Annotated in this window: 14 protein-coding genes; 13 read left to right on the plus strand and 1 reads right to left on the minus strand. The window is 39.0% G+C overall.

The annotated features are described in order from the left end of the window. The first annotated feature begins 311 nt into the window (after window positions 1–311). The 10 genes from H6G76_RS14190 to H6G76_RS14235 all read left to right on the plus strand — a co-directional run bounded on the left by H6G76_RS14190 (window position 312) and on the right by H6G76_RS14235 (window position 9702). On the plus strand, window positions 312–1988 hold the full coding sequence (locus H6G76_RS14190) for a methyl-accepting chemotaxis protein (protein WP_190701398.1): 1677 nt from the start codon (window positions 312–314) through the stop codon (window positions 1986–1988). Window positions 1989–2197: 209 nt separating this feature from the next. Continuing rightward, on the plus strand, window positions 2198–2890 hold the full coding sequence (locus H6G76_RS14195; RefSeq protein ID WP_190701401.1) for a chemotaxis protein CheW: 693 nt from the start codon (window positions 2198–2200) through the stop codon (window positions 2888–2890). Then, window positions 2887–5160, plus strand: coding sequence for a hybrid sensor histidine kinase/response regulator (locus H6G76_RS14200; RefSeq protein ID WP_190701404.1), 2274 nt, complete (start codon window positions 2887–2889; stop codon window positions 5158–5160). Before H6G76_RS14195 ends, H6G76_RS14200 begins: the two co-directional genes overlap by 4 nt. 138 nt (window positions 5161–5298) lie before the next feature. Further along, window positions 5299–6279 (plus strand): chemotaxis response regulator protein-glutamate methylesterase, encoded by a 981-nt coding sequence (locus tag H6G76_RS14205; protein WP_277883088.1) that lies wholly within the window; start codon window positions 5299–5301, stop codon window positions 6277–6279. A gap of 242 nt (window positions 6280–6521) precedes the next feature. Beyond that, window positions 6522–7895, plus strand: coding sequence for an ATP-binding protein (locus H6G76_RS14210; RefSeq protein WP_190701407.1), 1374 nt, complete (start codon window positions 6522–6524; stop codon window positions 7893–7895). Window positions 7896–7950: 55 nt separating this feature from the next. Then, window positions 7951–8289 (plus strand): hypothetical protein, encoded by a 339-nt coding sequence (locus H6G76_RS36995; protein WP_242056390.1) that lies wholly within the window; start codon window positions 7951–7953, stop codon window positions 8287–8289. Beyond that, window positions 8255–8614 (plus strand): N-6 DNA methylase, encoded by a 360-nt coding sequence (locus tag H6G76_RS14220; protein ID WP_313934777.1) that lies wholly within the window; start codon window positions 8255–8257, stop codon window positions 8612–8614. Before H6G76_RS36995 ends, H6G76_RS14220 begins: the two co-directional genes overlap by 35 nt. Window positions 8615–8689: 75 nt before the next feature. Then, a complete protein-coding gene (locus tag H6G76_RS14225; protein ID WP_190701409.1) occupies window positions 8690–8905 on the plus strand; it encodes a hypothetical protein in 216 nt (71 codons plus the stop codon). A 2-nt stretch (window positions 8906–8907) separates the two neighbouring features. Further along, window positions 8908–9339 (plus strand): PIN domain-containing protein, encoded by a 432-nt coding sequence (locus tag H6G76_RS14230; RefSeq protein WP_190701412.1) that lies wholly within the window; start codon window positions 8908–8910, stop codon window positions 9337–9339. Window positions 9340–9399: 60 nt separating this feature from the next. After that, window positions 9400–9702: a restriction endonuclease subunit S gene (locus H6G76_RS14235; protein ID WP_190701414.1), complete on the plus strand. Its 303-nt coding sequence runs from the start codon at window positions 9400–9402 to the stop codon at window positions 9700–9702. Between the two features lie 173 nt (window positions 9703–9875). Here H6G76_RS14235 and H6G76_RS14240 read toward each other — a convergent pair whose 3' ends face one another. Next, window positions 9876–10025, minus strand: coding sequence for a ribbon-helix-helix domain-containing protein (locus H6G76_RS14240; protein WP_096578840.1), 150 nt, complete (start codon window positions 10023–10025; stop codon window positions 9876–9878). A 172-nt stretch (window positions 10026–10197) separates the two neighbouring features. Between H6G76_RS14240 and H6G76_RS14245 the strand changes: the two genes are divergently transcribed. The 3 genes from H6G76_RS14245 to H6G76_RS14255 all read left to right on the plus strand — a co-directional run bounded on the left by H6G76_RS14245 (window position 10198) and on the right by H6G76_RS14255 (window position 12427). Next, window positions 10198–10749 carry a hypothetical protein gene (locus H6G76_RS14245; RefSeq protein ID WP_190701417.1) on the plus strand — a complete coding sequence of 184 codons (552 nt, stop codon included), beginning with the start codon at window positions 10198–10200 and terminating at the stop codon, window positions 10747–10749. A gap of 2 nt (window positions 10750–10751) precedes the next feature. Next, the gene (locus H6G76_RS14250; protein WP_190701420.1) at window positions 10752–11087 is read left to right on the plus strand and encodes a helix-turn-helix domain-containing protein; all 336 of its coding nucleotides are present in this window, start codon (window positions 10752–10754) and stop codon (window positions 11085–11087) included. 335 nt (window positions 11088–11422) lie between these two features. Next, the gene (locus H6G76_RS14255; RefSeq protein WP_190701422.1) at window positions 11423–12427 is read left to right on the plus strand and encodes an aspartate carbamoyltransferase catalytic subunit; all 1005 of its coding nucleotides are present in this window, start codon (window positions 11423–11425) and stop codon (window positions 12425–12427) included. Window positions 12428–12437: the final 10 nt, after the last annotated feature.

Here is a 12437-nt window from a genome sequence, read left to right on the forward strand (position 1 = left end):
ATGATTTGTGGTGTAATAGATATTTCTGCTATAGGACTCATATTTAATTTTTGAAAAAATCAGTACATTTCCATCTGCTATCTTTCCTATTGCCTTACTACACCTGTATGTTCAGTAATCAAACCGGATTCCTCCAGGTAACAAATTATTAATTTTCATATCTTTTACTTACAACTTGTTTGTCTGCTTGCTGACATGGGAAAGCTTGCACTTACAAGATATTTTGTATGTCTTGATTATCTTTCTATAGCTAGAGAATTTCGAGAAGTTAATTAAATTCTGTTTGCATCATTTGAGGACAAGGTAAAGATATGCGGCAAGGGCTAAGACTGAACCAATTTGTAGTAGCTGGATGTGGGCTAATAGTAATATTAGCTAGTATTACAGCTTTTATTACTAAAAAAACTAATGAAGAATTAGTAGATAATGCCAATTTAGTCACCAAAAATTACCAAATAAAAGGAAACTTAAACCAATTAGAAAAGCTTTTAGTAGATTCAGAAACTGGGCAGCGAGGATTTATTATTACCAATAGACCAGAATATTTAGAACCTTTTAATAAAGCAAAAGAACAGATAATTGCAATTTTTGATGAACTAGAGTTAGAGTTAAAAAATGACGATTTAAAAATAGCTAGTTTAAATAAAATTCAAGAATTATCAGAACAAAAAAATAAAATATCTGAAGAAACCATCCAACTTAAAAAGTTAAATAAACAACAAGAGTTACTAAATTACTTTTATGCCAACAAAGGCAAAAATGTAATGGATAATCTTAGAAAAGAAATTGAAAGAATGCTGCTAGTTGAAGATGAGGAGTTAAAAGAAAGACAACAGCAAGTTAATCAACTGCAAAATTTTTCTAACTTAGTTATTTGGTCAACTTATGTAATGCTTGTAATAACGGTAATAGCAGTTTGTCTTGCTATTATTCTGATTCCAAGCCGAGCTTTGAGCAGTTCTTTACAAAATGCTTTTAATTTAGCAGAAAAGGTGTCTGATGGTGATTTAACAGTTGAGGTAGAAGCAACTTCCAATGATGTGATTGGTAAGCTGATGGTGACTTTGAAAAACATGGCCCAAAACCTTAGTAATCTGATCCGAAAAGTACAACAATCTGGTATTCAGGCAACTTCTTCAGCAACGCAAATAGCAGCATCTGGTAAACAATTAGAAGCTACACTAACAGAACAAGTAGCTTCAACAAATGAAGTTGCAGCCGCCGCGAAAGAAATTTCTGCTACTTCCAGAGAACTTGTAAAAACAATGGAAGAAGTTGCTGCTATGTCGCAAAGTACAACAATTGCAGCTAGCGATAGTCAAAAAGATTTGTTGCGGATGGAAGCTACCATGCGTCAATTAGCAGAAGCGACCAACTCAATTGCAGCTAGGCTAGGAGTAATTAGCGAAAAAGCTAACAATATTAATAATATTGTGGTCACCATCACTAAAGTCGCAGACCAAACAAATTTGCTGTCTTTGAATGCAGCTATTGAAGCCGAAAAAGCTGGGGAATATGGCTTAGGTTTTGCTGTAGTGGCTAGGGAAATTCGCCGTTTAGCAGACCAAACCGCAGTCGCTACTTTAGATATTGAACAGATGGTTAAACAAATGCAATCTTCTGTGTCTACAGGCGTAATGGAAATGGATAAGTTCGCCACAGAAGTAGGACGCAGTGTAGAAGATGTGGCTAATATTAGCACTCAGGTAGGTCAAATTATCGAACAAGTACAAGAGTTATCACCTCGATTTGAATCGGTTAATCAAGGTATGGAAACTCAATCTCAAGGCGCGTTGCAAATTAGCGAGGCGATGACTCAGTTAAGCAATACTTCTGCTCAAACGGCTGGTTCTTTAAGAGAAATTAATAATGCTATTTCTCAACTTAGTCAAGTTGCTCAAGTTTTGCGACAAGAGATTTCTCGCTTCAAACTCAAAGGTGAAAACTCAATTTCTAATTTTGCTGAATCTAGCTCATCACATTTGTAAAATATAATAATTTGGTTTGATTACTGAGCATACTTGTTTACTCAGGCAATAGGCAATAGCAAAGAAGACAGCTAAGAATTCCTGGATGTTTTTATAATATTTACAAGCCAGGATAATCTATTAATCTATCGAAAAATAATACATTAAAAATGCAAGCCGAAAGTTTAAATTATAAATCTTTGATTTATTCAAATTATTAATTAGCTGCCATGAATACTACTGATTATATCAACCAAGAGTATTGTTACAAAATCATCGGGATTGGCGGCGATCGCTCTTGTCAAGAGTTAACGAATTTTATTCATTGTCGTAATTGTCCTGTTTACTCAAAGATTGGACGCAATTTACTTGAACGCACTGTACCAGAAAATTATCGCCATGAGTGGAGTAAGTTATTTATAGAACAAAGACGCGAGTCTGAGAATTTAACCACCACAGCAACTTTAACAGTAGTTATATTTCGTTTGCAGCGAGAATGGCTAGCGTTGTCTACAGGAGTTTTTCAAGAAACTATATCTCCTAGTTTGATTCATACCGTACCCCATCGTAGTAACCAAATATTACGGGGATTGGTTAATATTCGGGGCGAATTACAATTGTGTATCTCGTTAACCCATCTGCTGAATTTAGAAATTGCTGACACCACAGTAGAAGCTTTCAGCCCTATAGTATATCCCCGCATGGTAGTAGTAGAAAAAGGCGGTAGTGTTTGGGTATTTCCTGTAGATGAACTCTACGGTGTACAGCGATTTCATCAACATGAATTACGAGATACACCAAATAGTATGACGGCGACAACTCAAAACTTCACCAAAGGATTTTTTTATTGGCAGGATAAAAGTCTGAGCTATTTGGATGAAGAATTATTATTCACCACTTTAAATAGGAAGGTATGGCGATGACAAAACAACCAGATTATAGCCAATTTTCCTTGCTAGATTTATTTAGCATGGAGGTGAAAACCCAGTGTGCTGTCTTAAACCATAGCCTGTTGGTACTAGAAACTCAATCCCACTCCCAGGAAGAATTAGCAGCTTTAATGCGTGCAGCACATTCTATTAAAGGTGCAGCCAGAATTGTCGAACTAGATTCTGTTGTCACCCTGGCGCATGGGATGGAAGACTGCTTTGTAGCAGCGCAGGCGGAAAAAATTCGGCTAACTGCGGCTGATATTGATGTGCTGCTGGCGGCTGTAGATATGTTGCTGCATATCGGCCAAGCTTGTGAAGGTAACTCTAATCCTCAATTTCCAGATGCAGCCAGCATTCAATATTTAGTAACTGCGATCGCTAATATTGGCAATTCTCCAGCTGTCAGTCAACCACTACCAGTAATTTTAGAACCAACCTCTAAAGAATCACCTTGGGTTATGCCGCCATCTCAGGTTTTTAACTCAGGGGAAAAACCCGAACCTGTACAAAATCGAGTTGTGCGGGTAGGGGCAGAAAATCTCAACTGCTTGATGGGATTAGCTGGAGAGTCGTTGGTTGAGGCCAAGTGGTTGGAAAATTTTACCGACTCGCTATTAAAATTAAAAACTACTCACACACAGTTATTTGGCTTATTAGAAGGATTACAAGAACTATTAGGTAATAAGCATTCTCGACATTTGATAGACCGTCAGATACAAGAACAAATGAGTGCGGTAAGTCAAACAGCTAGTGAATGCCGCCAGCTATTAGGCGATCGCCATAATGAACTCCAGTTATATTGTCAGCGATCGACTAACCTTGCAGACCGCCTATATCGGCAAGTCATCGCCACTCACATGAGTCCCTTTGGCGAAGGCGGACAAGGCTTTCCTCGCATGGTGCGGGACATGGCTAGACAATTAGATAAACGCATCAAACTCGAAATTATTGGCAAATCCACCCTAGTAGACAGGGACATTCTCGAACGGTTAGAAGCACCTTTAACTCATCTTCTGCGTAACGCCATAGACCACGGTATCGAGACACCCCAAGAACGTTTAGCCGCAGGTAAACCCGAAACCGGCACAATTCGGATCGAAGTTGTGCATCGTGCCGGAATGTTATTAATTACCGTGTCAGATGATGGTCGCGGAATAAATATAGAATTTTTGCGTCAAGAGATTGTCAATAAAAACCTGACTACTCCAGAAATGGCAGCAAAACTCACTGAAGCCGAATTAATGGATTTCTTATTTTTACCTGGATTTTCCACAGCCAAGACAGTTACAGAAATTTCTGGTCGGGGCGTAGGTTTGGATGTGGCACACAGCACAGTCCGGGAAGTTGGCGGCAATTTACGGGCGGTTTCTCAGTTTGGGATGGGTATGAGCTTTTACTTACAGCTACCCCTCACACTGTCAGTATTGCGGACTCTAGTAGTTGAAATCGCTAATGAACCTTACGCCTTTGGTTTGGCACGTATTGATCAGGTGCTGATGGTTCCCAGGTCAGCAATTGTAGTGTCTGAGAATCAACCATTTTTCATGGTCAACGACCAAGCGGTAGCATTAATTGCAGCCCATCAAGTTCTAGAATTGCCAGCGTCGGTAGGAAATTCTGAATTTTTGCCAGTGGTGATTGTGAGCGATCGCTTCAGCCGCTATGGTGTAGTTGTAGATAAATTTATTGGTGAATGCAGTTTAGTTGTTCGTCCTCTCGACCCGCGTTTAGGCAAAGTTCCCAATATCAGTGCCGCCGCGCTATTAGATGATGGTTCACCAGTGTTAATTATCGATATTGAAGATTTAGTCCGTTCCATTGCCAAACTACTTTCTAGTGGACAACTCAGCCAAGTCAATCATTCCTCTCAGCAAGAAGTTGCCAAAACTTACAAGCGTGTTTTGGTGGTAGATGATTCGATTACAGTCCGCGAAATGGAGCGTAAACTGTTAGAAAACAAGGGTTATAAAGTCGAAGTTGCAGTTAATGGAATGGATGGATGGAACGCCATCCGCAGTAGTGATTACAATTTGGTAATTACCGATATTGATATGCCGAGAATGAATGGTTTTGAATTTACCACTAAAATCAAAACCCATGACAAATTAAAGCAGACACCTGTAATTATCGTTTCTTACAAAGACCGAGAAGAAGATAGAATTCGTGGCTTAGAAGCAGGGGCAAATTACTATCTAACTAAGAGCAGTTTTCATGATGACACTTTGTTAAACGCCGTACTCGACCTAATTGGCGAGGCGTAGTGTCGTCTCAGTTGAAAGTCTTATCATGAAGACCGCAGAGGGTTTTGTACTTTCTGCACCTATGCCTTGAATCACAACTGATTAGTCGGATATGATGTAAGGTTTGGAAAGGATACTACCTCTTCCAACTGGGTGCAAATGATGAGAATTGCCATTGTTAACGATATGGGTATAGCCGTAGAGGTCATCCGGCGTACCATTGCCAAAATCCCAGATTATGATGTGGCTTGGGTTGCTTATGATGGCGCGGAAGCTGTCACCAAATGTGCAGTAGATACCCCCGACTTAATTTTGATGGATGTGCTGATGCCAAATATGGATGGAGCTGAAGCCACCAAGCAAATCATGAACCAATCTCCCTGTGCAATTATGATGGTAACTGCCAGTGTTAATCGTTACGCTGGCAAAGTTTTTGAAGCAATGGCTTATGGTGCTTTAGATGCCATCAATACACCTATGGAAGGTAGTAGTGGACTACTAAAAAAAATCTCTACTATTGCCAAATTAATTGATAAATCTCCTCGCCAAAGCATCCCAAACAAACACAATAATTTACCTTCTTTGATTGCGATTGGTGCTTCTACAGGTGGGCCGCAAGCATTAGTCAAAATTATCTCGCAATTTCCGCAAGATTTGTCTGCTGCTATAGTTATTGTGCAACATTTAGATGCTCAGTTTACTCCTAGTTTTGCCAGTTGGTTAAACGAACAAACTCCTTTGTCTGTGGAAGTAGCCAGTGCTAATTCTTACCTCCAACCAGGGAAGATTTTTCTGGCGGGGACAAATAATCATTTGGTGTTGCGTTCTAACCAAACCCTGGGCTATGAGCAAGAACCATCGGATTGTTCTTATCATCCGTCGATTGATGTCTTTTTTAAAAGTGCGGTTAAAAACTGGGCTGGAAAAGGTGTCGGAGTCTTACTCACAGGTATGGGGCGGGATGGCGCTCAAGGTTTAAAAATGATGCGAGATGCGCGTTGGCATACCATCGCTCAAGACCGCAGCACTAGTATTATTTACGGTATGCCGAAAGCGGCGGCGGAATTGAATGCGGCTGTAGAAATTTTACCAGTTGAGGCGATCGCATCAGCTTGCGCTCACTCCTTATCAGCTTGGTAATAAAATGTGTTTTTATTACATAAGAATATCGTAAAATTACTTATTTTTTCTTGTTTGGTTTCTTCCGGATATTAATTATTAGAAAAATTACTAATAATCTAGTTCAATAAAATCAGAATATATATTATTTAAATGTGGCAGATATACTGAATTTTTACAAAATAATACAAAAATAGAAAAGTTTTAAAAGCAAGATAATATTGTATTAATTAAATTTTTTATTAAATTAATGCAATAGAACAATGCAAGTAGAAACTCTTACACAATTAACAAATACGCAAAAGATATTACCTAATTATATGGCTGCAAAAGTGCCTGAATCTATGTCCGCTTTAGGAAATGTAGATTCAGATCAGGCCAGGGTAATATTAATTGACGACCAAGTAATTATTGGTGAAGCAGTTTGCAGACTGCTCTCTACTGCTTCAGATATTTCCTTTCATTATATAAATGATCCGACCCAAGCAATCCAAAAGGCGATCGCATTTTCGCCAACGGTAATTCTTCTAGATATGGTTATGCCAGATTTAGATGGAATCATGCTGTTGCGCTGGTTTCGTTCTCACCCCGCAACTCGTGACATTCCTATTGTCATGCTATCTAGTAAAGAAGAAGCAAAATTAAAAGCAGATGCCTTTTCTGAAGGTGCAAATGACTATCTAATTAAGTTACCCGACCCAATTGAGTTGATTGCTCGGATTCGCTATCATTCTAAAGCCTACAATAACCTTAAAGCCCTCACCAACGCCACCATTACTGCTCAACTACAAACACAGAAATTAGAACATACACTCCGGCAATTACAAACAACACAAGTACAATTAGTTCAGACAGAAAAAATGTCGGGTTTAGGGCGAATGGTTGCAGGTTTAGCCCACGAAATTAATAACCCGCTAAACTTTATTAATGGTAATTATAAATATATAAATAGCTATATTGAATCTTTAGTAGAATTAATTAAACTTTATCAGCAAGAGCATCCAGAATTAACAGATGCGCTGCAAGAAAAAATTGCAGATATTAATCTGGAATTTATTTTAGATGATATACATAAAGTTCTCGGCTCGATGCAACTAGGTACTGAGCGTATTAGCGAAATAGTTTTATCATTAAGAAACTTTTCTCGGTTAGACCAAGCTGGCAAAAAAAACGTTAATATCCACGATGGAATTGAAAGTACCTTATTACTCTTAAAACATCGCCTCAGGCAGGATATTCAAATTATTAAGGAGTATGGTAATTTACCACAAATTGAATGTTATCCTGCTGACTTGAATCAAGTATTCATGAATATTTTAAACAATGCGATCGATGCTGTTTTAGAACCACAAAATAAATCTCAAGAAAAACAAATTGTAATTAAAACTGAAATTACTGCTTCGCAAATAGCCAAAATTATTATCAGTGATAACGGAGTGGGCATTCATCCAGAAATCCAGCCTAAAATATTTGATCCCTTCTTTACCACTAAACCAGTTAATAAAGGAACTGGCTTAGGATTATCAATTAGCTATCAAATCATTGAAGATCATCAGGGACACATTAGTTTAAAATCCGCTCCAGGTCAAGGTACAGAATTTATCATTGAGATTCCGGTTAAATTAAATAAAGAATAAAATTCTAAATTGCGTAAATCTGTAGGCAAGCAAATAAATATCTTACGATGATTTATTGCCTGACTCTGAGGCAATTAAAACTCACTTTTTTAGTGCTATCCGTGCCTTCACACAACTAGAATTAATGCGAACCAAGGAGTTAATTGAAAACTGGTATGAAGTCCAGAGAAATTTGTCTCTTCAGGTGGCTCGTGACTTCATTCTGGAACATCTTGAACAAAAGATGGGCTTGATTACACATAGTCAGATTCCTGTCAATGCGTACGTTCTGATCATGAGGAAAGATGCGGGCGTTGATGGTGACGCGCAACGCATCAGCCAGTTAGTTTGGATGATTTTCCTCAAAGTCTTTGATGCTCGTGAAGAAGAACGAAATTTACGAGAAAATTCTTAAAGATTTGCAGAGTGCGGGAAATGCCGGAGAATATTATACTCCCCGTGCGGTGACAAAGTTCATTGTAGATAGAATCAAGCCGCAATTAGGCGAAATTGTATTTGATCCAGCTTGCGGTACAGGTGGCTTTTTAACAGCAGCTATTGATTACATTCGCCAACATTTTCAAAGTGCTGATGTTCCAGAAATTCTGCAACAGACGATTCGCGGGACTGAGAAAAAGCCGTTACCTTTTAACCTTTGCGTGACGAATCTGATTTTACATGGTATTGATGTGCCATCAGCAGAACATGATAATACTTTGGCACGACCATTGCGCGATTGAAGCATTGGAGAGAGACGAGTGATAGAAAAATGCGGTTAAAATTGATTTATATTCCCTAGATAAAAGGAATTAAATATGCTAAATGCAATTGAATTTCAAGCAAAGATTCAAAATGGTTTAATTCAGATTCCTGATGAGTACAAACAAGAACTCGGTGAAGGAGATGATATTAAGGTAATTGTTTTGGTAAAGCAAAAGTCATCTCGAAAAAGAGACATAATTGATGAATTGACAGAGAACCCTGTGCAGGTGGATGGATTTCTCAGCCGTGAAGAAATTTACAATCGCTAATTATGACATCTGGTGCATCATTCGTTGATACAAATGTTTGGCTTTATCGTTTGTTTGACGACCAAAAAATAGAAGTTGCAGAAAGAGAAAGAAAGCGTAATCTTGCTATTTCTATTACGGACGCTGAAGGAATAATTATCAGTACACAGGTTATCAATGAAATTTCTAGCAATTTACTGAAAAAAGCAGCCTTTAATGAGGAGCAAGTGAAAGCGGTGATTCAGTCGCTTTATCGTCGTTGCACTGTGGTAGAGTTTAACCTATCTATTTTTGAATCTGCTTCTAACCTCCGCAGTCGATTTAATTTCTCTTTTTGGGATAGTTTAATTGTTGCTTGTGCTTTAGCTGCGGGAGCAAGTATTCTCTATTCTGAAGATATGCAGGATGGGTTAGTGGTAGATAGTCAATTACAAATTGTGAATCCGTTTAAATGAAAGTAGATACATTTTTTCAAAATTTTGAATTGTTGACTGATGCGCATAATTCCAGCTAATATGCTAAAAATAACACTTCATCCACAAGTGAATAAAAAATTTATTTTATATTTTCTGAAAAGCCCAATATTTAAAGAACAATTAGACAAAATTGTAAAATTTACTGCACAACCTGCTTTTAACGTGACAGCTTTCAAAAAGTTGTTTTTACCTTTTCCTCCACTGGAAGAACAAAAACGGATTGTAGAGAAGTGCGATCGCCTGATGTCACTCTGCGATACCCTAGAAGCCAAATTGAAACAAGGACGAGATAGCAGTGAGAAACTGATGGAAGTCGCAGCAAAGCAAGTTTTAACAGCCTGATAACTTCCTAGCGTTTCGCATTCAATCAGCTTGCAGGCGATCGCTGAATACTGTTAACTCCAATTGTGGAAAATTGCGATCGTACTCTCCCAACTTTTGACAACCCATCAAGATGCGTTGGCGTAGCCCGCCGCAGGCATTGCTTCTTCAAGCAACTACAAATTATTTTGGTGTCATTGTCCCTCATTCTGAGCTTGTTTAATCGCTCGTTTCAAAATTAACACCGCCATTTGAGACAAAGAACGCTCCTCTGCATCAGCCAATTTTTGCAGGGCTTCTTTGTCTTTTTCTTCCATGTAAATAGTTACAGTTACTTTTCCCATATCACTATCATAAGCAAATTAGTGTGTTTTTATATTTATTACATAAAAACACACTAATTAACATAAAAATACTTCGTTATTGCGTATAATTACTTATAAGTCAAAAGCCAGCCATCAACTTTCTCAGGGCGGATGCTGGCTTTTGGCCCCCATATCACAGGAGACATATACAATGTTAAAGCCTGTTAGCTATAAAACAGATCAACACCGAGCTTATCAACAAGCTTTAGATGATTTCGGCATCACCGAATTACTAGCAAAGCTCAAAAACTACTCTGACGCAGACTTTGAGAGCATCTGGATGCAACTCCAGCAGCCAGAAATAGAAACTCTAGCGGCAATTCTGATTTCTGCGTTAACTCACAGCATCAATGGTAAATTGCTTGGGGCTTATGTCCATCTCATCCGGCACAATCACCAAGATATAGCCCTAGATTTGATTAACCTCAAATACCCAAACGCATCTATCGAGCTTCCCACTAACTTTCCTGATGTCGCCAAAACACCCAGATTTTTATATGGCGATCGCTTGCGTTGGCTTTCTCATGAAAGCGATACTGACTGGGGTATTGTCATTGGTAGATTTTATAGCTTTGCAAGCGATCGCTGCTGCTGGAGTTGGTGCTATCTGATTTGGTTAAGCAAAGAGAGCCAGAGTGCAGCTTGGTCATCTGCGGATATTGCTTGGGAGGAAGATTTAGAACCAATGGGTGAGGAGTCATAGTTATGAATCCTCATCCACTCAAGCAGCGAGAGCAAGATTTGATGCAATTCTACAGTTATTGTCAATTAGGTATGACTCCCAAGCAGTTTTACACCAAGTGGCAAGTGAGTTATGAAGAAATGGCGCAGATTTGCGTAGACACGAAGTGGCTTGTCGTCAGACATCGTTCCCTGTCCACTGTTCGGCGTTGGTTTGCGAGAGGTAAAAACTACCGCCGCCCCATGCCAGCCGATTTACGCCACCTTGCACTGATGAACTTTCTGCTGGAACACTTTGAGGAGATTCCCCAAGAACTGTTGCAGAAACTACCAAGAAATAATGTAATACCTTTTGAATAGCTAAAACTCTTGCTGTACAAGCATTTAATAAATGACAATAATTTGTCACGACGACAAACAATTAGTCACTGTACAGGAAAAAGCCCTAACTTATCCTGTAAAAATAAGTTTTACCAATAGGTGTTCAAGTTATTTTGGCGCGGTTCTTAGGAAACTCCAAAAGTACAGAGCTACCTTGCTAAGATGCTATCATTACCTCTGCATACTGAAAGTAAATATTGCTAGAGAAGCTGATGTCTAAGGACAAGCCCTCTGGGTGACGCTCCTGTGTCGCTAAAGCTGCGCTAACACCTCTGCTTGTCTACGCATATTTACACTGCAACGAATAGTTATTTATGCCTACTACCACCTGGAATCGTCATCACGTAATTTCCCTAGCTGACTTTACTACAGCTGAATATAATACTGTTTTGCAAACTGCTGCTTCTTTTCAAGAAGTTTTATCACGGCGGACAAAGAAAGTACCAACTTTGCAAGGACAGGTGGTGGCGAATTTATTTTTTGAGCCTTCTACCCGCACTCGTAGCAGTTTTGAATTAGCTGCTAAACGTTTAAGCGCGGATACCTTAAATTTCGCGGCTTCTACTTCTTCGATGACGAAAGGAGAGACAATTCTCGATACAGCCAAGACTTATTTAGCGATGGGTACTGATATTATGGTAATCCGCCATAAGGAAGCTGGTGTACCAAATGCGATCGCTCAAGAAATGGATAATTTAGGAGTACGAGTTAGCGTCCTCAATGCTGGCGATGGTCAACACGAACATCCTTCTCAAGCACTACTCGATTTATTTACCATCTGTAGTTTAGTCGATCACGAAAATCCTCGTATAGAACTGTTACAAGGGAAAAAGATTGCGATCGTTGGAGATATTTTACATTCTCGTGTAGCGCGATCAAATATTTGGAGTTTAATTGCGAGTGGCGCACAAGTGCATCTTGCTGCACCACCTACCCTGTTACCAAAATTATTTGCTGAGTATATATTTGGGGAAAAAACAGATACACTTAACGGTCAACTATTTTTACATTGGCAATTAGAACCAGCCTTACAAGATGCTGATTTTGTGATGACTTTACGCCTGCAAAAAGAACGGATGACAGCGCATTTATTACCTAGTTTGCGAGAATATCATCAGTTATTTGGTATTACCCGACAAAAGTTGCAATTGTGCAAGCCTAATGTCAAAGTATTACATCCTGGCCCTGTTAACCGTGGCGTGGAAATTAGTTCTGATTTAATGGATGACCCAGAGTTTAGTCTAATTCAGTCGCAAGTCACCAGTGGTGTCGCCGTGCGGATGGCACTGCTGTATTTGATTGGTAGCGGTAAGACTTAATATAGGGGTG

Origin of the sequence: Nostoc sp. FACHB-152, assembly GCF_014697475.1 — a bacterium.
Lineage (GTDB): Bacteria > Cyanobacteriota > Cyanobacteriia > Cyanobacteriales > Nostocaceae > Nostoc_B.

Excerpts from the sequence above, each read along its gene's own strand:
- H6G76_RS14190 (WP_190701398.1), top strand. The coding sequence starts at position 312 with ATGCGGCAAGGGCTAAGACTGAACCAATTTGTAGTAGCTGGATGTGGG.
- H6G76_RS14195 (WP_190701401.1), top strand. The coding sequence starts at position 2,198 with ATGAATACTACTGATTATATCAACCAAGAGTATTGTTACAAAATCATC.
- H6G76_RS14200 (WP_190701404.1), top strand. The coding sequence starts at position 2,887 with ATGACAAAACAACCAGATTATAGCCAATTTTCCTTGCTAGATTTATTT.
- H6G76_RS14205 (WP_277883088.1), top strand. The coding sequence starts at position 5,299 with ATGATGAGAATTGCCATTGTTAACGATATGGGTATAGCCGTAGAGGTC.
- H6G76_RS14210 (WP_190701407.1), top strand. The coding sequence starts at position 6,522 with ATGCAAGTAGAAACTCTTACACAATTAACAAATACGCAAAAGATATTA.
- H6G76_RS14225 (WP_190701409.1), top strand. The coding sequence starts at position 8,690 with ATGCTAAATGCAATTGAATTTCAAGCAAAGATTCAAAATGGTTTAATT.
- H6G76_RS14230 (WP_190701412.1), top strand. The coding sequence starts at position 8,908 with ATGACATCTGGTGCATCATTCGTTGATACAAATGTTTGGCTTTATCGT.
- H6G76_RS14235 (WP_190701414.1), top strand. The coding sequence starts at position 9,400 with ATGCTAAAAATAACACTTCATCCACAAGTGAATAAAAAATTTATTTTA.
- H6G76_RS14240 (WP_096578840.1), bottom strand. The coding sequence starts at position 10,025 with ATGGGAAAAGTAACTGTAACTATTTACATGGAAGAAAAAGACAAAGAA.
- H6G76_RS14245 (WP_190701417.1), top strand. The coding sequence starts at position 10,198 with ATGTTAAAGCCTGTTAGCTATAAAACAGATCAACACCGAGCTTATCAA.
- H6G76_RS14250 (WP_190701420.1), top strand. The coding sequence starts at position 10,752 with ATGAATCCTCATCCACTCAAGCAGCGAGAGCAAGATTTGATGCAATTC.
- H6G76_RS14255 (WP_190701422.1), top strand. The coding sequence starts at position 11,423 with ATGCCTACTACCACCTGGAATCGTCATCACGTAATTTCCCTAGCTGAC.